General features: G+C 57.7%; 38 protein-coding genes. 14 read left to right on the top strand and 24 right to left on the bottom strand.

All coding sequences use genetic code 11. From position 1 onward, the window contains the following. The first annotated feature begins 105 nt into the window (after positions 1–105). From rpsJ to ACR0BF_RS02670, 4 genes are read left to right on the top strand one after another with little or no spacing between them, the layout of a single operon-like run. Complete coding sequence (gene rpsJ / locus ACR0BF_RS02685) at positions 106–420, top strand: 30S ribosomal protein S10 (protein WP_008756422.1); 315 nt, start codon at positions 106–108, stop codon at positions 418–420. 18 nt (positions 421–438) lie between these two features. Then, a complete protein-coding gene (gene rplC, locus ACR0BF_RS02680; protein ID WP_171638102.1) occupies positions 439–1,164 on the top strand; it encodes a 50S ribosomal protein L3 in 726 nt (241 codons plus the stop codon). Beyond that, a complete protein-coding gene (rplD, locus tag ACR0BF_RS02675; protein ID WP_480474058.1) occupies positions 1,161–1,778 on the top strand; it encodes a 50S ribosomal protein L4 in 618 nt (205 codons plus the stop codon). The genes rplC and rplD overlap by 4 nt, the downstream gene beginning before the upstream one ends. Then, positions 1,775–2,071 carry a 50S ribosomal protein L23 gene (locus ACR0BF_RS02670; RefSeq protein WP_170609990.1) on the top strand — a complete coding sequence of 99 codons (297 nt, stop codon included), beginning with the start codon at positions 1,775–1,777 and terminating at the stop codon, positions 2,069–2,071. The genes rplD and ACR0BF_RS02670 overlap by 4 nt, the downstream gene beginning before the upstream one ends. A gap of 281 nt (positions 2,072–2,352) precedes the next feature. Here ACR0BF_RS02670 and ACR0BF_RS02665 read toward each other — a convergent pair whose 3' ends face one another. The 24 genes from ACR0BF_RS02665 to ACR0BF_RS02550 form a co-directional block, all read right to left on the bottom strand. Further along, a complete protein-coding gene (locus ACR0BF_RS02665; RefSeq protein WP_209505835.1) occupies positions 2,353–2,565 on the bottom strand; it encodes a DUF1127 domain-containing protein in 213 nt (70 codons plus the stop codon). 247 nt (positions 2,566–2,812) lie between these two features. Continuing rightward, the gene (locus ACR0BF_RS02660) at positions 2,813–3,640 is read right to left on the bottom strand and encodes a VOC family protein (RefSeq protein WP_480624208.1); all 828 of its coding nucleotides are present in this window, start codon (positions 3,638–3,640) and stop codon (positions 2,813–2,815) included. Between the two features lie 134 nt (positions 3,641–3,774). Beyond that, on the bottom strand, positions 3,775–3,963 hold the full coding sequence (gene rpmD, locus ACR0BF_RS02655; RefSeq protein ID WP_267364815.1) for a 50S ribosomal protein L30: 189 nt from the start codon (positions 3,961–3,963) through the stop codon (positions 3,775–3,777). Positions 3,964–3,975: 12 nt separating this feature from the next. Next, positions 3,976–4,551, bottom strand: coding sequence for a 30S ribosomal protein S5 (rpsE, locus tag ACR0BF_RS02650; RefSeq protein ID WP_480554841.1), 576 nt, complete (start codon positions 4,549–4,551; stop codon positions 3,976–3,978). Between the two features lie 186 nt (positions 4,552–4,737). Beyond that, positions 4,738–5,097, bottom strand: a complete 360-nt coding sequence (gene rplR / locus ACR0BF_RS02645; RefSeq protein ID WP_010437103.1) for a 50S ribosomal protein L18 — start codon at positions 5,095–5,097, stop codon at positions 4,738–4,740. An 11-nt stretch (positions 5,098–5,108) separates the two neighbouring features. Further along, positions 5,109–5,642, bottom strand: a complete 534-nt coding sequence (gene rplF / locus ACR0BF_RS02640) for a 50S ribosomal protein L6 (RefSeq protein ID WP_039523384.1) — start codon at positions 5,640–5,642, stop codon at positions 5,109–5,111. Between the two features lie 11 nt (positions 5,643–5,653). Continuing rightward, positions 5,654–6,046 (bottom strand): 30S ribosomal protein S8, encoded by a 393-nt coding sequence (gene rpsH / locus ACR0BF_RS02635; protein ID WP_209505841.1) that lies wholly within the window; start codon positions 6,044–6,046, stop codon positions 5,654–5,656. A gap of 13 nt (positions 6,047–6,059) precedes the next feature. After that, positions 6,060–6,365, bottom strand: a complete 306-nt coding sequence (gene rpsN / locus ACR0BF_RS02630) for a 30S ribosomal protein S14 (protein ID WP_142639784.1) — start codon at positions 6,363–6,365, stop codon at positions 6,060–6,062. A 19-nt stretch (positions 6,366–6,384) separates the two neighbouring features. Beyond that, positions 6,385–6,945, bottom strand: a complete 561-nt coding sequence (rplE, locus tag ACR0BF_RS02625) for a 50S ribosomal protein L5 (RefSeq protein ID WP_480484777.1) — start codon at positions 6,943–6,945, stop codon at positions 6,385–6,387. Then, entirely contained in the window at positions 6,938–7,249 is a 312-nt protein-coding gene (gene rplX, locus ACR0BF_RS02620) for a 50S ribosomal protein L24 (RefSeq protein WP_480484776.1), read from the bottom strand. The genes rplE and rplX overlap by 8 nt, the downstream gene beginning before the upstream one ends. A 2-nt stretch (positions 7,250–7,251) precedes the next feature. Continuing rightward, positions 7,252–7,620: a 50S ribosomal protein L14 gene (rplN, locus tag ACR0BF_RS02615; RefSeq protein ID WP_005621870.1), complete on the bottom strand. Its 369-nt coding sequence runs from the start codon at positions 7,618–7,620 to the stop codon at positions 7,252–7,254. A gap of 75 nt (positions 7,621–7,695) precedes the next feature. Beyond that, the gene (gene rpsQ / locus ACR0BF_RS02610) at positions 7,696–7,926 is read right to left on the bottom strand and encodes a 30S ribosomal protein S17 (RefSeq protein ID WP_209505845.1); all 231 of its coding nucleotides are present in this window, start codon (positions 7,924–7,926) and stop codon (positions 7,696–7,698) included. Positions 7,927–7,930: 4 nt separating this feature from the next. Continuing rightward, positions 7,931–8,137 (bottom strand): 50S ribosomal protein L29, encoded by a 207-nt coding sequence (gene rpmC, locus ACR0BF_RS02605; protein WP_209505847.1) that lies wholly within the window; start codon positions 8,135–8,137, stop codon positions 7,931–7,933. A 202-nt stretch (positions 8,138–8,339) separates the two neighbouring features. Beyond that, the gene (locus ACR0BF_RS02600; RefSeq protein WP_480554839.1) at positions 8,340–8,843 is read right to left on the bottom strand and encodes a hypothetical protein; all 504 of its coding nucleotides are present in this window, start codon (positions 8,841–8,843) and stop codon (positions 8,340–8,342) included. Positions 8,844–9,027: 184 nt separating this feature from the next. Beyond that, entirely contained in the window at positions 9,028–9,234 is a 207-nt protein-coding gene (locus ACR0BF_RS02595) for a cold-shock protein (protein ID WP_480474053.1), read from the bottom strand. 253 nt (positions 9,235–9,487) lie between these two features. Next, entirely contained in the window at positions 9,488–10,108 is a 621-nt protein-coding gene (locus ACR0BF_RS02590) for a 2OG-Fe(II) oxygenase family protein (RefSeq protein ID WP_480474052.1), read from the bottom strand. Between the two features lie 236 nt (positions 10,109–10,344). Continuing rightward, the gene (rplP, locus tag ACR0BF_RS02585) at positions 10,345–10,758 is read right to left on the bottom strand and encodes a 50S ribosomal protein L16 (protein WP_267364819.1); all 414 of its coding nucleotides are present in this window, start codon (positions 10,756–10,758) and stop codon (positions 10,345–10,347) included. 12 nt (positions 10,759–10,770) lie between these two features. Beyond that, on the bottom strand, positions 10,771–11,481 hold the full coding sequence (gene rpsC, locus ACR0BF_RS02580; RefSeq protein WP_209505853.1) for a 30S ribosomal protein S3: 711 nt from the start codon (positions 11,479–11,481) through the stop codon (positions 10,771–10,773). Continuing rightward, the gene (gene rplV / locus ACR0BF_RS02575) at positions 11,481–11,861 is read right to left on the bottom strand and encodes a 50S ribosomal protein L22 (protein WP_209505855.1); all 381 of its coding nucleotides are present in this window, start codon (positions 11,859–11,861) and stop codon (positions 11,481–11,483) included. Before rplV ends, rpsC begins: the two co-directional genes overlap by 1 nt. 3 nt (positions 11,862–11,864) lie before the next feature. Next, on the bottom strand, positions 11,865–12,143 hold the full coding sequence (gene rpsS, locus ACR0BF_RS02570; RefSeq protein ID WP_005980699.1) for a 30S ribosomal protein S19: 279 nt from the start codon (positions 12,141–12,143) through the stop codon (positions 11,865–11,867). Positions 12,144–12,146: 3 nt separating this feature from the next. Next, positions 12,147–12,989 (bottom strand): 50S ribosomal protein L2, encoded by an 843-nt coding sequence (gene rplB, locus ACR0BF_RS02565; RefSeq protein WP_480474051.1) that lies wholly within the window; start codon positions 12,987–12,989, stop codon positions 12,147–12,149. A 270-nt stretch (positions 12,990–13,259) separates the two neighbouring features. Continuing rightward, entirely contained in the window at positions 13,260–13,436 is a 177-nt protein-coding gene (locus ACR0BF_RS02560; protein ID WP_480520333.1) for a hypothetical protein, read from the bottom strand. Between the two features lie 115 nt (positions 13,437–13,551). Further along, entirely contained in the window at positions 13,552–15,375 is a 1,824-nt protein-coding gene (locus ACR0BF_RS02555; RefSeq protein ID WP_480624207.1) for an adenylate/guanylate cyclase domain-containing protein, read from the bottom strand. A gap of 172 nt (positions 15,376–15,547) precedes the next feature. Then, complete coding sequence (locus tag ACR0BF_RS02550) at positions 15,548–16,582, bottom strand: fatty acid desaturase (protein WP_480624206.1); 1,035 nt, start codon at positions 16,580–16,582, stop codon at positions 15,548–15,550. 319 nt (positions 16,583–16,901) lie between these two features. Between ACR0BF_RS02550 and rplO the strand changes: the two genes are divergently transcribed. The 10 genes from rplO (at position 16,902) to ACR0BF_RS02500 (ending at position 25,477) form a co-directional block, all read left to right on the top strand. Further along, positions 16,902–17,375 (top strand): 50S ribosomal protein L15, encoded by a 474-nt coding sequence (rplO, locus tag ACR0BF_RS02545; RefSeq protein ID WP_480496037.1) that lies wholly within the window; start codon positions 16,902–16,904, stop codon positions 17,373–17,375. 110 nt (positions 17,376–17,485) lie between these two features. Continuing rightward, positions 17,486–18,850 carry a preprotein translocase subunit SecY gene (secY, locus tag ACR0BF_RS02540; protein WP_480474046.1) on the top strand — a complete coding sequence of 455 codons (1,365 nt, stop codon included), beginning with the start codon at positions 17,486–17,488 and terminating at the stop codon, positions 18,848–18,850. Beyond that, complete coding sequence (locus ACR0BF_RS02535) at positions 18,847–19,491, top strand: adenylate kinase (RefSeq protein WP_267363761.1); 645 nt, start codon at positions 18,847–18,849, stop codon at positions 19,489–19,491. The genes secY and ACR0BF_RS02535 overlap by 4 nt, the downstream gene beginning before the upstream one ends. Before the next feature lie 201 nt (positions 19,492–19,692). Beyond that, positions 19,693–20,061 (top strand): 30S ribosomal protein S13, encoded by a 369-nt coding sequence (rpsM, locus tag ACR0BF_RS02530; protein WP_480474045.1) that lies wholly within the window; start codon positions 19,693–19,695, stop codon positions 20,059–20,061. A 15-nt stretch (positions 20,062–20,076) separates the two neighbouring features. Beyond that, on the top strand, positions 20,077–20,466 hold the full coding sequence (gene rpsK / locus ACR0BF_RS02525; RefSeq protein ID WP_170462414.1) for a 30S ribosomal protein S11: 390 nt from the start codon (positions 20,077–20,079) through the stop codon (positions 20,464–20,466). Between the two features lie 114 nt (positions 20,467–20,580). After that, positions 20,581–21,597, top strand: coding sequence for a DNA-directed RNA polymerase subunit alpha (locus ACR0BF_RS02520; protein ID WP_480474044.1), 1,017 nt, complete (start codon positions 20,581–20,583; stop codon positions 21,595–21,597). A 175-nt stretch (positions 21,598–21,772) separates the two neighbouring features. Beyond that, positions 21,773–22,195 carry a 50S ribosomal protein L17 gene (gene rplQ, locus ACR0BF_RS02515; RefSeq protein ID WP_480474043.1) on the top strand — a complete coding sequence of 141 codons (423 nt, stop codon included), beginning with the start codon at positions 21,773–21,775 and terminating at the stop codon, positions 22,193–22,195. 109 nt (positions 22,196–22,304) lie between these two features. After that, positions 22,305–22,712 carry a glycosyltransferase gene (locus tag ACR0BF_RS02510; protein WP_480624205.1) on the top strand — a complete coding sequence of 136 codons (408 nt, stop codon included), beginning with the start codon at positions 22,305–22,307 and terminating at the stop codon, positions 22,710–22,712. A 65-nt stretch (positions 22,713–22,777) separates the two neighbouring features. Beyond that, positions 22,778–24,163, top strand: coding sequence for a trypsin-like peptidase domain-containing protein (locus tag ACR0BF_RS02505; RefSeq protein ID WP_480520339.1), 1,386 nt, complete (start codon positions 22,778–22,780; stop codon positions 24,161–24,163). Between the two features lie 3 nt (positions 24,164–24,166). Beyond that, a complete protein-coding gene (locus ACR0BF_RS02500; RefSeq protein ID WP_480554832.1) occupies positions 24,167–25,477 on the top strand; it encodes a replication-associated recombination protein A in 1,311 nt (436 codons plus the stop codon). Positions 25,478–25,580: the final 103 nt, after the last annotated feature.

The following is a 25,580-nucleotide window of genomic DNA, read 5'->3' as shown; positions in this document are numbered from 1 at the left end:
CAAGAACATCAAGGCGGGATGATTCCCGCCTTTTGGGTTCGATGAGGGTTGGCGATGCGCGTCTGTCCTCCTCTCAACCTCAACGCCTGATAAAAGGCTGTTACTATGCAAAGCCAAAATATCCGTATTCGGCTGAAGGCATTTGACTATCGCGTTCTGGATGCCAGCACGCAAGAGATCGTCAACACTGCCAAGCGGACCGGCGCGAACGTGCGTGGCCCGATCCCGCTGCCGAACAAGATCGAGAAGTTCACGGTTCTCCGTGGCCCTCACGTTGACAAGAAATCCCGCGACCAGTTCGAGATCCGCACGCACAAGCGTCTGCTCGACATCGTTGATCCGACCCCCCAGACCGTGGACGCGCTGATGAAGCTCGACCTGGCTGCTGGTGTGGATGTCGAGATCAAGCTGCAGTCGTAAGATCGGAGGGTATAGATTATGCGCTCTGGTATTATCGCAAAAAAAGTTGGCATGACCCGCCTGTTCATGGAAGACGGCAAGCAGATCCCTGTGACCGTTCTTCACCTGGACAACCTGCAGGTTGTTGCACAGCGGACCGCTGAAAAAGACGGCTACACCGCCGTTCAGCTGGGCGCTGGTGCTGCCAAGGCAAAACGCACCTCGAAGGCCATGCGCGGCCACTACGCCGCTGCCAAGGTCGAGCCCAAGCGCAAGCTGGCCGAGTTCCGCGTCTCCGAAGATGGCCTGATCGAAGTAGGTGCCGAAATCTCGGCCGAGCACTTCCTGGCTGGTCAGAAGGTTGACGTGTCGGGCACCTCGATCGGTAAAGGCTTTGCCGGTGCGATGAAGCGCCACAACTTCGGTGGTCTGCGCGCCTCGCACGGTGTGTCGATCAGCCACCGTTCGCACGGCTCAACGGGTCAGTGTCAGGATCCGGGCAAGGTGTTCAAAGGCAAGAAGATGGCCGGTCACATGGGTGCTGCCCGTGTTACCACCCAGAACCTCGAGGTTGTCAAAACCGACGCCGACCGTGGTCTGGTCTTCATCAAAGGCGCCGTTCCCGGACCGAAATCGGGCTGGGTCACCGTCAAGGACGCCGTGAAGAAGAAAGCACCGGAAGGCCTGCCTTTCCCGGCTGCTGTGAAATCGGCTGCAACCGAAGCACCTGCGGAAGAAGTATCCGCGGAAGGTGGTGAAGCATGAAACTTGATGTAATCAAACTGGACGGCGGCAAGGCCGGCGACATCGAGCTGGATGCAGACCTGTTCGGCCTCGAGCCGCGCGCGGACATCCTGCACCGTGTGGTCCGTTGGCAGCGCAACAATGCGCAGGCCGGCACCCACAAGGTCAAGACCCGCTCGGAAACCAGCTACTCGACCAAGAAGATCTATCGCCAGAAGGGCACCGGTGGCGCACGCCATGGTGACCGTAACGCACCGATCTTCCGCAAGGGTGGTGTTTACAAGGGCCCGACCCCTCGTTCGCACGGCCACGACCTGCCGAAGAAGTTCCGCAAGCTTGGCCTGCGCCATGCTCTGTCGGCAAAAGCCAAAGCAGGTGAACTGGTTGTGATCGAGAACGCCGAAGCAGAAGGCAAGACCGCCGCACTGGCCAAACAGGTTGCAAACCTGGGCTGGAAACGCGCTCTGGTCATCGACGGCGCGACCGTGAACGAAGGGTTCCTGAAGGCGTCGCGCAACATCGAAGGTCTGGATATCCTGCCGTCGATGGGTGCAAACGTTTATGACATCCTCAAGCGTGACACCCTGGTGCTCACCAAAGCGGCTGTCGAAGCACTGGAGGCTCGTCTGAAATGAGCGCGAAGGCAGAACACTACGACGTGATCCGCAAGCCGATCATCACCGAAAAGTCGACCATGGCGTCCGAAAATGGCGCGGTTGTCTTTGAAGTGGCGATCGAAAGCAACAAGCCGCAGATCAAAGAGGCCGTTGAGGCGCTGTTTGGTGTGAAGGTCAAGGCGGTGAACACCACCGTGACCAAAGGCAAGGTCAAGCGGTTCCGCGGCCAGCTGGGCCGTCGGAAGGACGTCAAGAAAGCATATGTGACCCTGGAAGAGGGTAACACAATCGACGTAAGCACCGGTCTCTGATCCGAAGCTTTTAGCGACACTTTACGGCCCCGGTGGATCACTCCGCCGGGGCCGATTTCGTTTCAGGCGTCGAAGCTGGGGACGCGCGTCAGGGCAGGGCGGTCACACGCCCTCCAGCGGTCGCCTCAGGGCGGTTCTGACGTTTCGGGCTCATTGGCCGCCTCAACAGCCATCGCACCCTCTGGCGGCCTCTGAGCGGCCTGCAAGCGGGGCAGAGCCTGCAACGGATATAGAAAAGGCGCCGTTAAGGCGCCTTTGGGTCGTTTTAATTGTGTGCGTGGTTATGAGCAATATACGTGCCGGTGCGCGATATCTGCGATGTCGCAGCGGCGGATGCCGATATCGTCCAGCTCACGGTTGCTCAGACGCTGCAACTCGGTATAGGTGCGCTGATACTCAGCAGCACGAGCGCGGGCTGTTTTGATCCGTGTGATCATGTCAGCGATCCGGGTGCCGAAGTTGAAGCCGGTATGGGTCAGTGTCGCAGTTGTCATCTCTGTATTCCTTTCTCGTATCAGGGCGTATTCCCTGACGTTTCCTTTTGAGTTCCTTCATTGGACAAGGCAGAGATAGGAGCGTTTGCTATCGCTAACAACGCAGATTTTGGTCTAGCCGGTATGCATGCGGCGAATAACTTTCGCTGGTTGGATTGCTCGTAGCCTGGTTCCTGTTCCTATTGGCATGAATTTTGCAGTTGAACTGCAGGTCGACGCGATGGCCATCTGCGGTTTGCAGCGACTTTCAGTTTGCTCCTAAAACCGGACCGACCTGATGAAATGCAAAATAAAGTCCCGTCGGATCACGAAACACACGCGGTGCATGCTGCGCGCTTTGCCGTGATCGAACACGCACTTCGGACGCTCCAAGCGTCAAAGCATCACGTACCGCATCCTCGATAGCGGTGACCTTAATTCCGGGTAGCCAGGCGCATCTTTCACGTATCTTTATATCTGGTGAAGCAACCACAGGAATATGTGTAAGCCACGGACCTGGCCCGGCCGCGCCTGGGCCATCCGTTTTCGAAGTTGTTCGATCAAACAACGATTGGTAGAATTCAACTGGAAACTCTGGGCCTTCGCTCAGATAAACCTCTGTTGTGAACTGTTGTGTAGGTATCGGGTAATCGTGTTGTGAAACGGAAATGCCAAACCTGGCTCCCAAGGGGTCCAACAATAGGCAGTTTCGACCGACGCCGGGCACATCAAAGGGGCGCCGAATGATATGTGCGCCCAGCTTCTCGGCACGCTTTGAATACTTGTCAACATCGGGAACCTCGAAATAGGGAAGCCAGCCGGCATCAAAGCCCGCTGGAGTCTTGGTAAATCCACTTCCGGCTTCCCCATTCAAAAGAGCAAGAGTGAATTCCCCCTTTCCCCGGCCCCAGACATAGTCTTCTGTGCTTTCCTTAATGAAATCCCACGATGCTACACGGCCATAGAAAGCCTCGGAAGCGTTCAGATCAGGCGTAAAGAGGTCATGCCAAACGATCCGTCCTGTCTTATCCGCACTCACTTCAAGAACCTCCTGCGTGAAACACGCTGGATAGCCCATCATAATCCAATTGGTCATTGATACAGATCAATCTGAACATGGCGCTCCAGAAATCCGGGTTGGAGGAAGGAATCCCCAAGAAGCTGAAGTGCCAACAATAAACGCCCCCGAATTTACCGGAGGCGTTTTTGTTCTTTCCGATGAAGGCGGGCTTAGCCGCGTTCTTCGATGATCTCTACCAGATGCGGGATCTTGCGGATCATGCCGCGCACCGAAGGAGTATCCTCCAGCTCACGGGTTCTGTGCATCTTGTTCAGGCCCAGGCCGATCAGGGTTGCGCGCTGTTCGGCGGGGCGACGGATCGGCGAACCGACCTGTTTGACGACGATGGTTTTTGCCATGACGTGCTCTCCTTATGCTTCTGCTTCTGCTTCAGCAGCAGCCGGTGCTTCGTCCCGCTTGGGCAGGATGTCAGCAACCTTTTTGCCACGACGTGCGGCAACCGAACGCGGGCTCTGCTCTTTCTGCAGGCCGTCGATGGTGGCGCGGATCATGTTGTACGGGTTCTGCGAGCCCAGCGACTTGGACACAACGTCCTTGACGCCCAGCATTTCGAACACGGCACGCATCGGACCACCGGCGATGATACCGGTACCTTCAGGCGCGGCGCGCATAACCACTTTACCGGCGCCGTGACGGCCCTCGATGTCGTGGTGCAGGGTCCGACCTTCGCGCAGCTGCACGCGGATCATCTGACGCTTGGCTTGCTCAGTCGCCTTGCGGATGGCCTCAGGTACTTCTTTCGCTTTACCCTTGCCAAAGCCGACGCGGCCTTTCTGATCGCCGACAACCACCAGAGCGGCGAAGCCAAAGCGCTTACCACCTTTTACGGTTTTCGACACGCGGTTGATTGCGACCAGGCGATCTGCAAATTCCGGTGTTTCTTCACGGTCGCGGCCACGGCCCCGACGGTTTTCACGTTCTGCCATTTGGCATCCCTTTTCCTCTAGAGGCGCTTGCGGCGCCAATTACTCAATCGAAGTGAACCCGTGAATGACATTCTGGGGCTCCCCGATCATCGAGGCGGGCGGACCCGCCTTCAAAGTGCCGGTGCCGGGCTGAAGCCCGGCCTACGGCGTCGTATCCGGTAGGCCGGGCTTCAGCCCGGCACACCATCAGATCTTCAGGCCACCTTCACGCGCAGCGTCGGCGACAGCCTTCACTTTGCCGTGGAACAGGAAGCCGCCACGATCGAAATAGGCCTCTTCGACGCCTGCCTTCTTGGCACGCTCGGCGATGGCCGCGCCGACTTTCGTCGCCGCTTCGACGTTGTTCTTGCCAACAACACCCAGATCTTTTTCCAGGGTCGAGGCCGAGGCCAGGGTCACGCCACGTACGTCGTCGATCAGCTGAACAGAGATGTTCTTGTTCGAACGGTGTACGGACAGGCGCGGACGACCCGCGTTGACCTTGCGAAGTTTGTTCCGAACGCGCAGGCGGCGCTTCAGAAACAGGGTTCTTTTGCTGTTTGCCATTGTCTGCGTCCTTACTTCTTCTTGCCTTCCTTGCGGAAGATGAACTCGCCCTTATAGCGGATGCCCTTGCCTTTGTACGGCTCGGGGCGGCGCCACTCGCGGATTTTGGCCGCGGTTTCGCCCACCAGCTGCTGGTCGATACCTTCCACAACGATTTCGGTCTGCTTCGGTGCGGTGATGGTGACACCTTCCGGAGCCGTGAAATCAACATCGTGGCTATAGCCCAGGTTCAGCTTCAGGGTGTTGCCCTGCATCTGCGCCCGGTAACCAACACCCTGGATCTCCAGCTCTTTTTTGAAGCCTTCAGTCACACCGGTTACCAGGTTGGCAACCATGGTGCGGCTCATGCCCCACTGCTGGCGGGCACGCTTGGACATGCCGCGAGGGTCGATCTTGACCACGTTGTCCTCAACCGACAGCGTTACGTCGTCGGTGGCGGTGAAGCTGCGGGTGCCTTTCGGACCTTTGACTTCGATGGTCTGACCCGACACAGAGGCGGTTACGCCGCTGGGCAGCTCGACCGGTTTTTTACCAATACGAGACATTGCAGACCTCCTTAGAAGACGGTGCAGAGCACTTCGCCGCCAACATTGTTGGAGCGAGCGTTTGCGTCCGACATCACACCTTTCGGAGTGCTGACAATCGACACGCCCAGACCCTGACGGACCTGCGGGATGTCATTGACGCCCATGTATACGCGGCGACCGGGTTTCGAAACCCGCTTCAGTTCGCGAATGACAGGGGTGCCTTCGTAGTATTTCAGGCTGATTTCGATGGCCGGATGACCGTTTTCGCCGGTCGTCTTTTCATAGCCACGGATGTAGCCTTCGTCCGCCAGCACGTCCAGAACCCAAACACGCAGCTTTGACGCCGGAGTGGATACGGTGGATTTGCCGCGCATTTGCGCGTTGCGGATACGGGTGAGCATATCGCCGATAGGATCATTCATATCTATGTCTCCCTTACCAGCTCGATTTCACCATGCCGGGGATCTGACCAGCAGAACCCAGCTCGCGCAGCATGATACGGCTGACCTTCAGCTTACGGTAGTAAGCGTGGGGACGACCGGTCAGCTGACAACGGTTGTGCAGACGGGTAGCCGAGCTGTTGCGCGGCAGTTTCGCCAGTTTCAGACGCGCTTTGAAACGCTCTTCCATCGGCTTGCTCTCGTCATTCGCGATTTCTTTCAGCTCGGCACGCTTTGCGGCATATTTGGCCACCAGGCGTTCGCGCTTCTTTTCGCGTTCGATCATTGCTTTTTTAGCCATGTCTCAATCCTCCCGGCGCTTACGCGTTGAACGGCATGTTGAATGCTTTCAACAATGCCTTTGCTTCAGCGTCGGTTTTCGCTGTGGTGGCAATTACGATATCCAGGCCCCAGACCTCGTCGACCTTGTCGAAGTCGATTTCCGGGAACACGATGTGCTCTTTCATGCCCATGGCAAAGTTGCCACGACCGTCGAAAGAAGGCTTAACACCGCGGAAGTCACGAATACGCGGCATTGCGATCGTGATCAGACGATCCAGGAATTCGTACATCCGGTCACCGCGCAGGGTCACTTTCGCACCCAGCGGCATGTCTTCCCGGACGCGGAAACCCGCGATCGACTTCTTCGCCTTAGTTGAAACGGCCTGTTGACCGGCAATTGCAGTCAGATCCTCGACAGCAGCTTTCGCTTTCTTCGAGTCTTTGACGGCCTCGGCACCACAGCCGATGTTCAGAACGATTTTTTCCAGCTTGGGCAGCTGCATGTCGTTCTTGTAGCCGAACTCTTCTTTCAGAGCGGCACGGATGGTCTCGGCGTACTGCGCTTTCAGACGCGGGGTGTAGGTTGCGTTATCAAGCATCGATCACGTCCCCTGTGGTCTTGGCGAAGCGAACTTTCTTGTCGCCTTCCACGCGGAAGCCAACGCGGGTTGCTTTGCCGTTCTTGTCCAGCAGTGCCAGGTTCGAAAGATCGACCGGCAGAGCTTTGGGCAGGCGGCCGCCTTGCGAGGTTTGCGACTGGCGGGTGTGGCGGATGGCGATGTTGATGCCATCGACCACAGCTTTGCCGGCTTTGGGGTCAACCGAGGTGATAGTTCCCTCTTTGCCCTTGTCCTTGCCGGACAGCACGACGACCTTGTCGCCTTTGCGGAGTTTAGCAGCCATGATTACAGCACCTCCGGAGCCAGCGAGATGATTTTCATGAAGTTCTTCGCGCGCAGTTCACGAACAACGGGGCCAAAGATACGGGTACCTACGGGCTCGTTGTTGTTGTTCAGGATGACGGCGGCGTTGCGATCGAAACGGATCGCGGTGCCGTCTTCGCGACGGACTTCCTTGGCGGTGCGTACGACGACGGCCTTACGGACGTCACCTTTCTTTACGCGGCCGCGCGGGATGGCTTCCTTCACCGAGACGACAATGATGTCGCCAACGGAGGCGTATTTACGCTTGGAACCACCCAGGACCTTGATGCACTGAACTCGGCGTGCGCCAGAGTTGTCAGCGACATCCAGATTGGTCTGCATCTGGATCATGTGGTTTCTCCCGACCTGTGGGGGCTGGTCTGATTAAATCCCCCAGGGTTTCGACAAATGAAAAATCCCGGAAGCTTACGCTTCCAGAACTTCCCAACGTTTCGTCTTCGATTTCGGCGCGCATTCGATGATGCGTACAGAGTCGCCGACCTTGAAGGCGTTCTTTTCGTCATGAGCCCGGTATTTCTTGGACTTACGAACGGTTTTGTGCAGCAGCGGGTGCTTGAAACGGCGCTCGACCAGCACGGTGATGGTCTGTTCGTTGGCGTCGCTGGTCACGGTGCCTTGCAGGATACGCTTGGGCATCTGATTACTCCTCGGATGCCGCAGCAGCGGCCTTTTCGTTCAGGATGGTTTTGACGCGGGCAGCGTTGCGGCGGGCCGCTTTGATGCCAGCAGTGTTTTCCAGCTGACCGGTTGCCTGTTGAAAGCGCAGGTTAAAGCTTTCTTTCTTCAGGTTGACCAGTTCCTCGCGGAGCTGATCAGGGGTCTTGTCACGCAGTTCTTGGGCGTTCATCGCCTTTTCCTTTGCTCAAAACACCAGAAGGCCCCGTACTCGGGTCACCTTTGACCTGGTGGATGAATGATAGACATACGAATCGCCCGACAACGCCGGGAGACCGCAAGATGCCGCTCTATAGGGGGTTAGGGGTGGGGTGGCAAGGGAAAGTTTGCCATGCGGGAACAGGGAATTTCCCGAAATCAAAAACCCGCTTGTGTCACCGTGTCAGACCCTGGCTATTTGCCACTCTGGTCAATACGGACAGCATCTCGGAAACCTCTTCCGGCGAAAGACGGCCATGACCGTCCAGGAACGCTCCGATGTCACGCCCGGTATATCGCCCCGTCAGCTTCCCTTCGTCAAGGATCAGATTGTTTCGCACAAGCTCCACGGCGGTCACATGGCAAATACGGCATTTCTCGATGAAGACACCGCCCGAGTCCCGGATAATCCGGAAATGAGCAAGCAGTACCTCGGCCTTGTCCGTAGTCACCCCGCCATGACCGGAGCGCAAGTAATTTTCGACCGCCCGTCCGGACCGGGCTCCGACCAGCACGCCATCTGACACACCAAGCTCATCCCAAACGAAATCACCGGAATGGGGGGCGTGGCATCCGGCACAGCTGTCTTCGTAGATGCGGTGCGGGTTCGCAACTTGCCCCACAGCACTTGTCGTGCAGGCAATTGTCGCAACCAGAACGAATGAGAATAGGGCTTGCATCGTAAATGCCTGACCAAAGCCTGAACAATACACCTCAACATGACGGGCGGGTGCATAGCTTGGATTCTATCGTGTGTCTGAACCCAATGGAATGATTGAGATCAGATGGCTCAAATTCGCTTTTACGAAAAACGCGGCCCCGTTTGCACGAGACCGCGTCTGCAACTGTCTAAGTCTGGGCGACTTACGCCAGAGCGATGTTCACAGCCGACTCGCGGCCGTCACGGCCGGGCTCGATGTCGAATGTTACTTTCTGGTTGTCGGCCAGACCGGTCAGACCCGAGCGTTCGACAGCAGAGATGTGTACAAACACGTCTTTGCCACCGGTCTCCGGTGCGATGAAGCCAAAACCTTTAGTTGTGTTGAACCATTTTACGGTGCCATTGGCCATATCCGTATTCTCCAAATAATTGCTGTCCGCGGAATTGCGACAGCGCGGCGTGGTCGGTCTGGATCGAGAGACTGAACGCCGAATATCGGGAGACAGTGGTCGAAAAAGAAAAACGTAAGCGTGCCTCACATGGTCCATGTCGGCACATATTGCAAGTGTTATCGAAAACTCTTTGTGAATCGTGATTGGTAGGGGGCCGCCCGTTCGTCTCGCAAACGCTACACTGAACAACTACCGTGCAATGAGCTGATGCTCACTCCCACTTATAGTTGAAACTCACTGAAATCCGCTCTTCCTCGGCCATGTTCATCGGCACCTCGTGGCGCAGCCAGCTTTCCCACAGCAGAACATCGCCCACCTGCGGCTTCACATAGATGAAGGGCTGCAAATCGCGCCGCCCGCCTTTCAGCCGCGTCGGCGCGGCCATCATGCGGCCTGAGCGGGGGTCTTCCAGCTTCAGCGCGCTCGCGCCTTCGGGCATCGCCACATAGGTGGTGCCGGAAATCACACTGTGCGGGTGCAGGTGGCTGGAATGCATGCCACCCTCGGGCAGGATGTTGATCCACAGGTCTTCCAGCTTCAGCTTACCCTCGCCCAGATCAAACTCCAGATCCTTGGCAAAAGCCGCCACATGGCTGTCCAGCGCCTTGACCAGATCGGCGAATATCGGAAACCGCCAGGGCAGGTCGGTCAGCGAAGCATAGCTGGTGTAACCGGGATAGCCGTTTTCTTCGCACCAGTCCTGACCGGCCTCGTCATCCTCGGCGATGACAAGGCACGAGCTTTCCAACTCCTCCGCATCGATCGGGGGACCGAACTCGGACAAAGAGGCACGATAGAGGCGGGTGACGAAGAGTGATTCAATCTGTGGCATGGGGCTGTCTTAAACCAGCCGCGCAGTGAACGCGATGGCTGTTTTGCGAGGCTCTGCCTCGCGCTCCGGGATATTTGCAGCCAGATGAAGAACGGATCCCCTGCTTCATCTAGCCCAAAATATCCCGGGGGAGGCGCGCGGCACGCGCGGCGGGGGCAGAGCCCCCTAAAGAAAAACCCCCGCCGGTGTTCCGACGGGGGTCAATCTTGTCACGAGCGGGGGTGCCCCCGGATCGCTTACCAGTCTTCGCGAACCACGACGCGGGTCTTGATCGGCAGCTTCATCGCAGCCAGGCGCAGGGCCTCGCGGGCGATGTCGTCATTGACGCCGTCGATCTCGAACATCACGCGACCGGGCTTGACCTTGCAAACCCAGCGGTCGACCGAGCCCTTACCTTTACCCATACGAACTTCGATCGGCTTTGCCGTGACCGGAGTGTCGGGGAAGATGCGGATCCAGACACGGCCCTGACGCTTCATGTGACGCGTCATGGCACGACGTGCAGCCTCGATCTGGCGTGCGGTTACACGCTCAGGCTCAATCGCTTTCAAGCCGTAGGTGCCAAAGTTCAGATCAGAGCCGCCCTTGGCTTCGCCCTTGATCCGGCCTTTGTGCAACTTGCGGAATTTTGTACGCTTTGGTTGAAGCATATCTTTCCCTCCTTAGCGACGACCGCCACCAGCACCACGAGGTGCAGGGCCGTCCTGGAGTTCCTGTGCTTTACGGTCACGTGCCTGCGGATCGTGCTCCATGATCTCCCCTTTGAAGATCCAGACCTTGATCCCGATGATCCCGTAGGGGGTCATCGCTTCGGCATGTGCGTAATCGATGTCGGCGCGCAGCGTGTGCAGCGGCACACGGCCTTCGCGGTACCATTCGGTCCGTGCGATTTCGGCACCACCCAGACGGCCAGCGACGTTCACCCGGATACCCAGGGCGCCCATGCGCATGGCGTTCTGTACGGCACGCTTCATCGCGCGGCGGAACGAAACACGGCGTTCCAGCTGCTGAGCGATCGACTCGGCAACCAGCTGACCGTCAAGCTCGGGCTTGCGCACTTCGACGATGTTCAGGTGCAGTTCGCTGTCGGTCATCGCAGCCAGCTTCTTGCGCAGGACTTCGATGTCCGCACCTTTCTTGCCGATGATGACACCCGGACGTGCGGTGTGGATCGTAACGCGGCACTTCTTGTGCGGACGTTCGATGATCACACGGGCAACACCGGCCTGCTTGCACTCTTTCTGGATGAACTCACGGATCTTGAGGTCTTCCAGCAGAAGATCACCGTAGTCCTTGGTATCTGCGTACCAGCGGCTGTCCCAGGTGCGGTTGACCTGAAGGCGCATGCCGATCGGATTGACTTTATGTCCCATTAGGCTTGCTCCTCAACTTGACGCACCTTGATGGTGATCTCCGAGAACGGCTTCATGATCTTGCCGAAACGGCCACGGGCACGCGGGCGACCGCGCTTCATGACCAGGTTCTTGCCAACCCAGGCTTCGGCGACGATCAGCTCGTCAACGTCCAGGTTGTGGTTGTTTTCGGCATTCGCGATTGCGGACTGCAGGCACTTCTTGACGTCCTGCGCGACACGCTTGTTCGAGAAAGTCAGGTCGGTCAGGGCCTTCTCGACTTTCTTGCCGCGGATCATAGCTGCTACCAGGTTCAGTTTCTGCGGGCTGGTGCGAAGCATGCGCGTTTTCGCCATTGCTTCGTTTTCAGCCACGCGGCGGGGGTTCTTTTCCTTGCCCATGACTTACTTCCGCTTCGCTTTTTTGTCTGCGGCGTGGCCATAATAGGTCCGGGTCGGCGAATATTCACCGAACTTCTGACCGATCATGTCTTCCGAGACGTTTACCGGGATATGCTTCTGGCCGTTGTACACACCAAAGGTCAGACCCACGAACTGGGGCAGGATGGTGGAACGACGCGACCAGATCTTGATGACTTCGTTGCGGCCCGACTCGCGCGCTGCTTCGGCTTTTTTCAGCACGTAAGCATCGACGAAAGGACCCTTCCAAACAGAGCGAGACATGGATTAACGTCCCTTCTTCTTGGCGTGCCGCGAGCGGATGATCAGCTTCTGGGACGCTTTGTTCTTGTTGCGGGTACGCTTACCCTTGGTGTCCTTACCCCACGGCGTAACCGGCGTACGGCCACCCGAGGTACGACCCTCACCACCACCATGCGGGTGATCGATCGGGTTCATAGCAACACCACGAACCGACGGACGCACGCCCTTGTGGCGCATACGACCGGCTTTACCGATGTTCTGGTTGCTGTTGTCGGGGTTGGACACGGCACCGATGGTGGCCATGCATTCCTGACGGACCATGCGCAGCTCGCCCGAGCTCAGACGGATCTGAGCGTAACCGCCATCGCGGCCAACAAACTGAGCGTAAGTACCGGCCGCACGTGCGATCTGACCGCCTTTGCCAGGCTTCATCTCGATGTTGTGGACGATGGTACCGATGGGCATGCCCGAGAACGGCATTGCGTTGCCCGGCTTGATATCGGCCTTTGCCGACGCGATGACCTTGTCACCAACAGCCAGACGCTGCGGAGCCAGGATATACGCCTGCTCGCCGTCTTCGTATTTTACCAGTGCGATGAACGCGGTCCGGTTCGGGTCATATTCGATCCGCTCGACGGTTGCCGCGACATCAAATTTGTTCCGTTTGAAGTCAACGATCCGGTAGAGACGCTTTGCGCCACCGCCGCGGCGGCGTGAAGTGATCCGTCCGGTGTTGTTCCGGCCGCCCGATTTGGTCAAACCCTCTGTGAGAGACTTGACCGGACGTCCTTTCCAAAGCTCCGAACGGTCGATCAGCACCAGCCCGCGCTGGCCCGGCGTCGTCGGCTTGTACGACTTGAGTGCCATGCTTTCTGTCTTCCGTTTAGCAAGTGCAGGGGAGGTCCCCCGCTATGTGATAGGCCCCCGTAGGTGCCAAAGGTATAGGGCCCCGAAGGTCCCCGGTTGCAAAATATCTAAGGCCCCGGAACGAATCCGAGGCCGCAAGATTGGGAGCGTTTAGCAGTGTTGGCGGTGGGTGTCTATAGGATAAAGCACATTCTCTTAGCACATATCAGAAAGCCTGCACACGCACGTTTCGGCGTTTAAGAGCGCGAAAGACGATCCGCTCCTGCACGATCACTTTTTGTCGCGCGCGGCCTTCTCGTCCTTGGTCAGCTTGTTATTCCAAACATTGTTGCTTAAACCCAGCTCAACGCGTGCAGGTTTGGTTTTTCCGACGCTGACTTTGCCTCCCTTATCTAGGAACTCTTTAATAAGGGCGTCATCTGTCGTTTCTTTGGGGATATATTTCATGAGAATGACACTATCCGCATCAAACTCTAGGGGCAATGACCGCAATGCGGACTTAGCCGCCGCTCAAAATCCGTCAGGAAGCCAAAATGACAAAATTGGTCAAATTCTAGCTGGTTCAGTTCTCTGGTAATCCGGCTGCCCGGAGGCCGTTTAACCAACGCTCAAGGAACTCCGGGTTGTTTACGGTCTCGCGAATTTGGTTGCCGTGTGTACCGATCGTAAAGTCGGGATCGAGTTCCAGAAGCTTGGCGGCCACCTTTTGCGCTTCGTCTATTTCGCCGAGGCATGTGAGGTTGACGATCATTGCCCTGTAGTCCCATGCTCGGAGCGTTGGTCTACGCTTGATCGCTTCAAGCCCCTCGTCACATCGCCCAACTGCCCAATAGGCGCGGGAAAGTTCGTTGAAATACCAGCCGGGAGTTATTGGATTGATGTCAATCGCACGCTCCATCAACGCAACAGCTTCGTCGGCACGACCGAGATACAGCAAGGGATCATTGGCAACTGCCATCGCTTCACTGCTGCTTGGGTTCAGTTCAAGCGCCATTTGATATCTTTTCACCGCATCTGCGTGTTCACCGACGGCAAGATGAAGATCGCCACGTGCAATATGCGATTCATAAAACGTGGGATCTGCATCAAGAGCCTTCTCTGCAAATTCAACGCCTCGTCGAATAAGCTCATTGCGAGGGACATCGGGATAGACCCATCCCTGAAGCAAGTCGAAATAAATCAAGGTTGCCATACCAGCGTATCCGAAGGGTGCATCGGGATCTGCCTCAATGGACTGTTCGAACAGTTGTGCGGCTGCCTGCCTCGCTTCCGGAGATCTTTTTTGGAACTCATTCACGCCCGTTAAGTACCAGTGCAGAGCATCTACCTTTGCTCTTCCTCCGCTTGGTGGCGGTTTCGAGGTCAATTCGCTGCCGATCTGCGTAGCAATGCTTCGCACAATCTGCGATTGGACTTCGAATAACTCGTCGATGGAAGCGTCGAACTCGTCCGCCCATATGTGCGAACCGTCGTGGCCATTGATCAATTGGACGGTCACCCTGAGCCTGTCCTTAGATTTCTGTTGACTGCCCTCGACCACGTAATCCGCATTCAACTGCTTTGCTATGTCGGTAATATCGGTAGGCTTGTCCCGGAAGCTAAAGCTTGAGTTTCGTGCCAGTACGAGAAATTCACGATAGCTGGCCAGTTCCGTAATGATACCTTCCGCAATTCCGTCGCTCAGCCAGCCTTTGTCGTCGCCGGTGCTGTGGTCATCCAGAGCGAGGACGGCAATTCGCGGCGGACCTGAAGGCTTGGACGCAAACGGGGATAGCCAGAAAAAAAGGCCTGCGCCAAGTGCCAGAATGACAGATAATGCAGCAAGCAAGAGTGGAGTGCGTCTTTTCTCTGGCAAAGGGGCTACAGATTTAGCACTGAATACTTCCACCTGGCGGTCAATATTTTTCAAACGCTTGGAACCCAGCGGGTGAAAGTAGAAGTCAGTTTTGCCTTTGGTGTAGTCAGCCACCGCCTTACTGACGATGATACCGCCCGGATCAGCAATAGCTTCCAACCGGGCTGCAACATTAACGCCATCGCCGAGCAGGTCTTGGCCATTGGCAATCACGTCGCCAACATTGACACCGATCCGAAACAAAATCTCACGGCCAGTTTCGGACGCCGAGTTGTAGCGGGCGACGCTGGACTGAATGTCCCATGCACATTTTACCGCTTCGACCACGCTTGCAAATTCCACGATCAAGCTATCGCCAGCCGTATTGGCTATCCTACCTCCGAATTTTTCTATGATTGGATCAACAATCGTTTCACGCAAAACTCGGAATGCACGAACGGTCCCTTCCTCGTCCTCGGCGACTAGGCGTGAATAGTCAACTACATCAGCCGCCAGAATAGCAGCTAATTTTCGATTAGAGTTTTCGCTCATTTCAGCATCATGGCTCGTGGTCTTTCCCCTCCAGTTTTGCACACTTAGCCAGATGTCGTCGAGAAGAAGTCGCGGGACCGCTTTGGGCTCCCAGCAGAAACTCATCTAAGTAAAAGAACTCCTGCTTTTTCGAAGTTTTCTTTCCGGCGTTCAGAGCCGTTGAACGAACCCCTCACCCATAAAGTGCGCGGGCTTCGGCGAAGGACAGCAGTCGGCGGCTTTGCTCATCCCACAGGTGCAGGCGCGCGTTGGCGAGGCTCTCGCGGATGGTCATCCGGTTGCTGTTGGCCAGCTCATCATGGTCGCGCAGCACTTCGGTCAGGCGATAGAACGGAATGCGGCTGTACAGGTGATGCACGTGGTGGATGCCGATATTGGCGGTGAACCACTGCAACACGGACGGCAATATATAATGAGAGCTTCCGTGCAGCGCCGCTTCGTGCAACTGCCAGTCTTCATCGGCGTCCCAATGTGTGTCCTCGAACTGGTGTTGCACATAGAACAGCCATACCCCGGCGGTGGCGGCAATCAGGGTCGAGGGCAGGAAGATCAGCACCATCGGCATCAGCCCGCCAAAATAGTAGATGGCCACAAGCGCAACCAGAATTGCAAGATTGGTGGCCATCGCGCTGACCCAGAACCGGACGCTGTCGGTCAGACCCAGTGGAAGGCGGTTCTGAAACAGGAACAGATATCCGGGGCCAAAGACGAACAGGGTGATCGGGTTTCGATACACACGATACCAGAACCGGTTCATCGGGGTTTTCGCCTGATACTCGGCCACGGTCAGGGTGTGGATATCGCCCATCCCGCGTTTGCCCAGATTGCCGGAACTGTTGTGATGTGTGGAATGCGTGCGGCGCCAGACATCATAAGGTGTCAGCGTCAGAACTCCGATCGAGCGTCCAACCCAGTCACTGACCGTCCGGTTCTTGAAGAACGCGCCGTGCCCGCAATCGTGCTGGATGGCAAACAGGCGCAACAGAAAGGCCGCGTTGAGAACGGAAATCGCAAAAGCAAGCCAATAGCTGACCGACAGCAACATCCAGGACAAAGCCCAGAGCGCGAAGAAGGGGATGATACTGACGCCCAGCTCAAACGCGCTGCGCAGCTGGTCGGGTTCGCGATATTTGGCAAGCGTTGTTACCCAGTCACGTGCAGCGGTAGTCTCCGGCTGTTTCCGGGTCGAGAGAGTGGTTTCAGTCATGCGCCTGCCAAGTTCTTGTTTGTGGCAATCCGGATAGACTACCGCCCGGTCATGGCAAGCGATAATTGCCAAAATCGCCATATTTCGTGCTCGATTTTCGGTCAGACCCCGGTGAAGGTGTCCTTTTGGGTTCACCCGCGGGGCCGGTCCCGGGGCTTTTGCCGGTCATGACAAGCGGCTGGCGATCTACAGTCTTGCCAAGCCCTGCCATCGGGCCTATACGCCTGCGGTGGCTTTTTGGCCGCGAGAATCAAAACCAAGAAATGCCGTGTTTGGCCCATCACGCTTCGGGGGTCATATCCGGCTTAGGAGAAGCGAAATGAAACTGAACGAATTGCGCGACAATCCTGGCGCCGCCCCAAAACGCACCCGCGTTGGCCGTGGTCCGGGTTCCGGCAAAGGTAAAATGGGTGGCCGTGGTATCAAAGGCCAGAAATCCCGCTCGGGTGTGGCCATCAATGGCTATGAAGGCGGTCAGATGCCCTTGTACCAGCGTCTGCCCAAGCGTGGCTTCAACAAGCCAAACCGCAAGGAATTCGCCGTCATCAACCTGGGCCTGATCCAGAAATTCGTCGAAGCCGGCAAGCTGGACGCCAAGGCTGCGATCACCGAAGACGCTCTGGTTGCGTCCGGTCTGGTCCGCCGCAAGCTGGACGGTATCCGCGTTCTGGCCAAAGGCGAGATCAGCGCCAAGGTTGATCTGGAAGTGACCGGTGCGTCGAAAGCTGCTGTCGAGGCAGTTGAAAAAGCGGGCGGTTCACTGAAAGTCACAAAAGCCGCTGCGGCAGAGTAAGCGCTTGTGAGCGGGCAAAGACCCGCTTACATAGACTTCAGAGTTTTCCAAGACGCCGTCCGAGCCGGAAAACGGTTCCGGGCGGCGTTTGCATAAGAGAGACCGACTTTATGGTATCAGCAGCAGAACAAATGGCAGCCAACACAAGCTGGGCTGCCCTTGGCAAGGCCACCGATCTGCGCAACCGCATCCTGTTCACGCTGGGTTTGCTGATCGTCTATCGTCTGGGCACCTTCATTCCGGTGCCGGGGATCGACGGAGCAGCATTGCGCGAGTTCATGGAACAGGCGGGGCAGGGCATCGGCGGCATGGTTTCGATGTTTACGGGCGGGGCGCTTGGCCGAATGGGCATCTTTGCCCTTGGCATCATGCCCTATATCTCGGCCTCGATCATCGTGCAGCTGCTGACGTCGATGGTTCCCGCGCTCGAACAGCTCAAGAAAGAGGGCGAGCAGGGCCGCAAGAAGATCAACCAATACACCCGTTTCGGCACCGTGGCGCTGGCCACCGTCCAGGCCTATGGTCTGGCCGTTTCGCTGGAATCGGGCGATCTGGCGACCGATCCGGGGCTGTATTTCCGCATGTCGACCATGATCACACTGGTCGGCGGCACCATGTTCCTGATGTGGCTGGGTGAGCAGATCACCGCACGCGGCATCGGCAACGGTATCTCTCTGATCATTTTCGTCGGCATCATCGCCGAGGTCCCCGCCGCCTTGGCGCAGTTCTTCGCGTCGGGCCGTTCGGGCGCAATCAGCCCCGCCGTGATCGTTGGCGTGATCGTGATGGTGATTGCCGTCATCATGTTCGTGGTCTTCATGGAACGGGCGCTGCGAAAGATCCATATTCAGTACCCGCGCCGTCAGGCCGGGATGAAAATCTACGAAGGCGGCTCCAGCCACCTGCCGGTCAAGGTCAACCCCGCGGGCGTGATCCCGGCGATCTTTGCCAGCTCGCTGCTGCTGCTGCCGGTGACGATCTCGACCTTCTCGTCGGGCGCGGCAAATGGGCCGGTCATGTCGTGGCTGCTGGCCAATTTCGGCCCCGGACAGCCGCTGTATCTGCTGTTCTTCGCGTCGATGATCGTGTTCTTTGCATATTTCTACACGTTCAACGTGTCGTTCAAACCGGATGATGTGGCGGACAACCTGAAAAAGCAGAACGGGTTCGTGCCCGGTATCCGTCCGGGCAAGAAAACCGCCGAGTATCTGGAATACGTGGTCAACCGCGTGCTGGTTCTGGGGTCGGCCTATCTGGCACTGGTCTGCCTGCTGCCCGAGATTCTGCGCAACCAGTTTGCCATCCCGTTCTATTTCGGCGGCACCTCGGTTCTGATTATCGTCTCCGTGACCATGGATACGATCCAGCAGGTTCAGAGCCATCTTCTGGCGCATCAATACGAAGGGCTTATCGAAAAGTCTCAACTGCGCGGCAAAAGCAAGAAACGCGGCAGGAAGGGACCCTCTCGTCGATGAATATCATTCTTTTGGGCCCCCCGGGGGCTGGGAAAGGAACGCAGGCCCGTCACCTGGTGGAAACACGTGGCATGGTGCAGCTCAGCACGGGCGACATGCTGCGCGAAGCCAAGACCTCGGGCACCGAGATGGGCCGGAAGGTTGCGGCGATCATGGACGCGGGCAAGCTGGTCACCGATGAAATCGTGATCGGCCTGATCGAAGAGAAACTGACCACCGAAACAGGGGCCGGTTTCATCTTTGACGGCTTTCCCCGCACGCTGGCGCAGGCCGATGCTCTGGCCGCTTTGCTGGCCAAGCTGGGCCAGTCGCTGCACACCGTGATCGAGATGCGCGTTGATGACGACGCGCTGGTGGGCCGGATCACGGCGCGTTCGACCTGTGGTGGCTGTGGTGAGGTCTATAACGACAACACCAAACCGATCCCGGCAGATGGTAAATGCACCAATTGCGGCAAGGAAAATGATTTCCAACGCCGCGCCGACGACAACGAAGACAGCCTGCGCACGCGCCTGATGGAATACTACAAGAAGACGTCGCCGCTGATTGGCTATTACTACGCCAAGGGCGATCTGCGTCCGGTGAATGGGCTGGCGGATATCAAGGAAGTCACCGCGTCGATCGAGGCGATACTGGGTTGACCGAAAGTTGGGGCTTGACGGCCCCACCAAAAGCCCATATCGACCCCCATCCCTAAAGGGAATCAAGACTGCATGCGGGATTCGTCCCAATTGCCCCGACCACCTCGAATAATACTGGACCCTCTGGCGTCACTGCCACGGTAAAGTGTTGTGAAAAAAGGTTCCGGAGTTACGGAACCGCAACAAAAAGGAAAGTGACACGTGGCACGTATTGCCGGCGTAAACATCCCGACTGCAAAGCGGGTTCCAATCGCCCTCACATATATCACCGGTATCGGCAACACCTCGGCCAACGCGATCTGCGAAGCCGTGGGCATTGAATCGCACCGCCGCGTCAATGAACTGTCGGATGCCGAAGTTCTGGCCATCCGCGAACATATCGACGCCAACTACACCGTCGAAGGTGACCTGCGTCGCGAAGTTCAGATGAACGTCAAGCGTCTGATGGACCTGGGCTGCTATCGCGGTCTGCGTCACCGCCGCAACCTGCCGGTTCGCGGTCAGCGTACCCACACCAACGCTCGTACCCGCAAAGGCCCCGCAAAGGCCATTGCCGGTAAGAAGAAATAAGGGAGGGTCTGACTGATGGCACGCGATAAGACTCGCATCAAGCGCAAAGAGCGCAAGAACATCGCATCGGGCGTTGCCCATGTGAACTCGACCTTCAACAACACCAAGATCCTGATCTCGGACGTACAGGGCAACGCCATCTCGTGGTCGTCTGCCGGTACCATGGGCTTCAAGGGATCGCGGAAATCTACCCCGTATGCCGCGCAGATGGCTGCGGAAGACGCAGGCAAGAAAGCGCAGGAACATGGCGTCAAGACGCTGGAAGTCGAAGTTCAGGGCCCCGGTTCGGGTCGTGAGTCGGCTCTGCGCGCACTGGCTGCCGTGGGCTTCAACATCACGTCGATCCGTGACGTGACCCCGATTGCTCACAACGGCTGCCGTCCGCCGAAGCGTCGTCGCGTCTAAGCGATCTGAAATTAAGCTGGGGCTGTGTTTTTACACGGCCCCAGCACGTCATTTTGAACCTCGGGCGTCTGCACCTTGTTGGTCATGGGGCGCGGGCAGGAATGGAGGGATTACATGATCCACAAGAATTGGGCAGAATTGATCAAGCCGACCCAGCTGGAAGCCAAGCCGGGCAACGACCCTGCGCGTCAGGCGACTCTGGTTGCCGAACCGCTGGAGCGTGGTTTTGGTCTGACCCTGGGCAACGCCCTGCGTCGCGTCCTGATGAGCTCGCTGCAAGGCGCGGCCATTACCAGCGTCCAGATCGACAACGTCCTGCACGAGTTCTCGAGCGTGGCGGGCGTGCGCGAAGACGTCACCGACATCATCCTGAACCTCAAGCAGGTTGCCCTGCGCATGGAAGTCGAAGGCCCCAAGCGCCTGTCGATCAATGCCAAAGGTCCGGCAATCGTTACCGCAGGTGACATCAGCGAAAGCGCAGGTATCGAGGTTCTGAACCGCGATCACGTCATCTGTCACCTGGACGACGGCGCCGACCTGTTCATGGAGCTGACCGTCAACACCGGTAAGGGTTACGTTTCGGCCGAAAAGAACAAGCCGGAAGATGCGCCCATCGGCCTGATCCCGATCGACGCGATCTATTCGCCGGTCAAGAAAGTCGCCTATGACGTGCAGCCGACCCGCGAAGGTCAGGTTCTGGACTATGACAAGCTGACCCTGAAGATCGATACCGACGGTTCGATCACTCCCGATGACGCACTGGCCTACGCCGCGCGCATCCTGCAGGATCAGCTTTCGATCTTCGTCAACTTCGACGAGCCGGAATCGGCAAACCGTCAGGACGAAGACGATGGTCTGGAGTTCAACCCGCTGCTGCTGAAGAAAGTGGACGAGCTGGAACTGTCGGTCCGTTCGGCAAACTGCCTGAAGAACGACAACATCGTCTATATCGGCGACCTGATCCAGAAGACCGAAGCCGAGATGCTGCGCACCCCGAACTTCGGCCGCAAGTCGCTGAACGAGATCAAGGAAGTGCTGTCCGGCATGGGTCTGCACCTCGGCATGGATGTCGAGGATTGGCCGCCCGACAACATCGAAGATCTGGCAAAGAAATTCGAAGACGCGTTCTAAGCATCTTCGGCTGCGGCGGCGGGTCCAACCTGCCGTCGCAGGTTTTGTACATTTCGGACCAATGGGGTCTGAAAGCCGGTACAAAACGTACAATCCGGGCAATCCCGCCCCAAGGTGAGCCTCTGACACGCATCGGAGGCCGGACAAAGCAAAACGCGAAAGAAGGAATTGAAAAATGCGTCACGCACGTGGTTACCGCCGCCTGAACCGTACTCATGAGCACCGCAAGGCTCTGTTTGCAAACATGGCTGGCTCGCTCATCGAACATGAGCAGATCAAGACAACTCTGCCCAAAGCAAAAGAACTGCGCCCGATCATCGAAAAGCTGATCACCCTGGGCAAGCGCGGCGACCTGCACGCCCGCCGTCAGGCCGCAGCTCAGCTGAAAGAAGACAAAGACGTCGCCAAGCTGTTCGAAGTTCTGGGCCCCCGCTATGCTGAGCGTCAGGGCGGTTATGTCCGCATCCTGAAAGCCGGATTCCGCTATGGTGACATGGCTCCGATGGCGATCATCGAATTCGTCGATCGCGACATCGATGCCAAAGGCGCCGCGGACAAAGCCCGCGCTGCCGCCGAAGAGGCCGCAGCCGAAGAATAAGCACTACGGTCATCGACCTGATGCGCCTGCCCGAGCAATCGGGCGGGCTTTTTTGTGCCTCAGCCAGCCAATTGTCATCATGTGGTTTGTCCATTAAGTTCAAACCGTTATGACAAATAAACCTGCAACTGGATACTCGGGCAAACCGCTCTGGGCGAAACTGGGTTTCAAACCCGGATATGCGGTCCGCACGCTCAACGCCCCTGCCAATTATCCCAACCTGACAGCGGGTGCCGACGGTGTTCTGTTCGACCCCGTAGCCGATCTCGCGGATGCGGTTCACATGTTCCTGAACCACCCGGACCAGATCGCCGAAATGGCCGCTGAGCAAATCGCCCACATACGGCCCGGAGGAATGCTGTGGGTCTCCTGGGCCAAGAAATCTTCGCCCCTGCACGCAGGTGTGACCGAGGATATGCTGCGCGGTGAAATCCTGCCGCTGGGCTGGGTCGACGTGCAGGTTTGCGCGGTTGACGCCGATTGGTCCGGGCTCAAGTTCCTGCGCCGCCGAAGCTGAGCGCGCGGCTTGCATTTATCGCCTTTGCCCCGCATATCCCAAGGATGATCTAATCCGGAGCCCCCATGATCCGCGCATCCTTTATCGCTCTTATGCTTGTCATGGCCCTGCCAGCATTCGCCGAAACCCGCGTCCCGCAATCACAGTCCGAAATCTCTCTGGGCTTTGCTCCGGTGGTCAAAAAGGCCTCGCCTGCGGTGGTGAATATCTACGCCAAGATCGTGCGGCAGGGGCGGGCCAGCCCGTTTTATTCGGACCCGTTCTTTCGGGATTTCTTCGGCGGCAGCCTGGGAACACCGCAGCCGCGGGTTCAGAACTCGCTGGGCTCCGGGGTCATCCTGTCTGAAGATGGTTACGTTGTGTCCAACTACCATGTTGTAGGCTCGGCGACCGAGATCAGGGTCGTGACAACCGATCGGCGCGAGTTTTCTGCCACGGTCGTACTGGGGCACGAAGAAAGCGATATTGCGATCCTGCGTCTGGAAGAGGCGCAAGATCTGCCCTACCTGACCCTGCGCGATTCCGATCAGGTCGAGGTTGGCGAACTGGCCCTTGCCATCGGCAACCCGTTCGGGGTGGGGCAGACGGTGTCCTCTGGTATCATCTCGGGCTTGGCGCGTACAGGTACGGCGACGGGCAATGCGCGCGGGTATTTCATTCAGACAGATGCAGCGATCAATCCGGGGAATTCCGGCGGTGCGCTGATTGATATGAACGGGGACCTGATCGGGATCAACACGTCTATTCTGACACGCTCGGGCGGGTCGAATGGCATCGGTTTTGCCATCCCCGCAAATCTTGTGGCCGAGTTCCTGAAACAGGCACAGCAGGGCAATGACAGTTTTGTCAGCCCTTGGGCAGGCATGACCGGTCAGCATATGAGCGCGGATATTGCTGAATCCCTTGGTCTTGCCATCCCACTGGGTGTTGTCATCTCGGACCTGCATGACCTTAGCCCGCTGCGCGAGGCGGGGCTTAAGGTGGGGGATGTCGTGACCCATGTGGACGGGGACGAAGTGAACTCACCTGCCGAGATGAAGTTTCGCATGTCTGTCGCAGGGGTTGGGGGAACATCGGTTCTGACACGGCTGCGTGGCACCCAGAGCGAAGAGGTTGAGGTGGCACTGATCAAAGCGCCCGAAGTCCCGGCGGCTGAAGAGACGACATTGGATGAAGACACTGTCCTGCCGGGGCTGGTGGTGTCCCGCGTCAACCCTGCGGTGATCTCTGATATGGGCTTGCCACTGTCCCAGACAGGTGTCGTTGTTGTTGATCCCGGTCCCTATGGTGGACGCGCGGGTTTGCGATCGGGGGATATTCTTGAAAGCATCAATTCCAATGACATCGAACGTCCTGGGGATGTAGAGAATGCGCTGACAGATCCGGGTCGTCGTGTGCAGATGGGTCTTCTGCGCGGTGGCCGGTCAGTCTCATTGCGGTTCCGGCTGTAACCCGTGAGCGATCTGTTCGATACCGGGCCAACGGAACCCACCGCTGCGCCACACCGTCCCCTGGCGGACCGGTTGCGCCCGCAGACTCTTGCCGAGGTCATCGGTCAGGAACAGGTTCTTGGCCCGAATGCGCCGCTGGGGGTCATGCTGGCGTCGGGCAGTCTGTCCAGCTTGATCTTCTGGGGGCCGCCCGGTGTCGGAAAGACGACGATCGCACGGTTGCTGGCGCAGGAAACCGATCTGCATTTCGTTCAGATCAGTGCGATTTTCACCGGTGTGCCGGATTTGAAGAAGGTTTTCGAAGCGGCCAAGATCAGGCGTCAGAATGGGCAGGGGACCTTGCTGTTCGTGGACGAGATTCACCGCTTCAACAAGGCACAGCAGGACGGTTTTCTGCCGCATATGGAGGACGGCACGATCCTTCTTGTCGGGGCAACGACCGAGAACCCGTCCTTTGAGCTGAACGCCGCTGTTCTCAGCCGGTCGCAGGTTCTGGTGCTGGAACGGCTTGGCCTTTCCGATCTTGAACGCCTGACCCAGCGTGCCGAAAAAGAGCTGGGCCGCGCGTTGCCGTTGACACCCGCAGCCCGCGATGCGTTGCAGGAAATGGCCGATGGGGACGGACGGGCGTTGTTGAACCTGATCGAACAGGTTTCGGCTTGGAAGGTTGATGCGCCGTTGGACACGGACGCGCTGTCGACGCGTCTGATGCGGCGGGCGGCGAAATATGACAAGTCGGGCGATGAACATTACAACCTGATTTCAGCCCTGCACAAATCGGTACGCGGGTCCGACCCGGACGCGGCGCTGTACTGGTTCGCGCGAATGCTGACAGGGGGCGAAGACCCGCGCTATCTGGCGCGTCGGATCACACGGATGGCGGTCGAGGATATCGGTCTGGCCGACCCGCAGGCGCAGGCCATATGCCTGCAATCCTGGGAAACGTATGAGCGGCTCGGTTCCCCCGAAGGTGAGCTGGCGCTGGCGCAGGCGCTGGTCTATCTGGCCCTGGCCCCGAAATCCAACGGCGCCTATGTCGGCTATAAGGCAGCGATGCGGCTGGCCAAGCAATCGGGAAGCGAGCCACCGCCCAAACATATCCTGAATGCCCCCACATCACTGATGAAGGATCAGGGATATGGTGCCGGCTACGCGTATGACCATGACGCCGAAGACGGGTTTTCCGGTCAGAACTATTTCCCCGAAACAATGAAACGCCCGGTTCTGTATCAACCGGTCGAGCGCGGGTTCGAGCGTGAGCTGAAAAAGCGCCTCGATTACTTCGCCAAGCTTCGGACCCAGCGCAACAGCTAGGCTGGCTGGGAATGCACTGATCGTGCCGAGAAGTGGCGGGCGGCGCTGAGCCCCCTCGAACGCCAAAGGTTCCTGTCTGATACCTTGACTCTTGCCGCGTTGC

It is taken from the genome of Ruegeria sp. AG7, from assembly GCF_056541545.1.
Note: the sequence above shows the minus strand (reverse complement) of the source record. Positions and strands in the feature narration are given on the sequence as shown.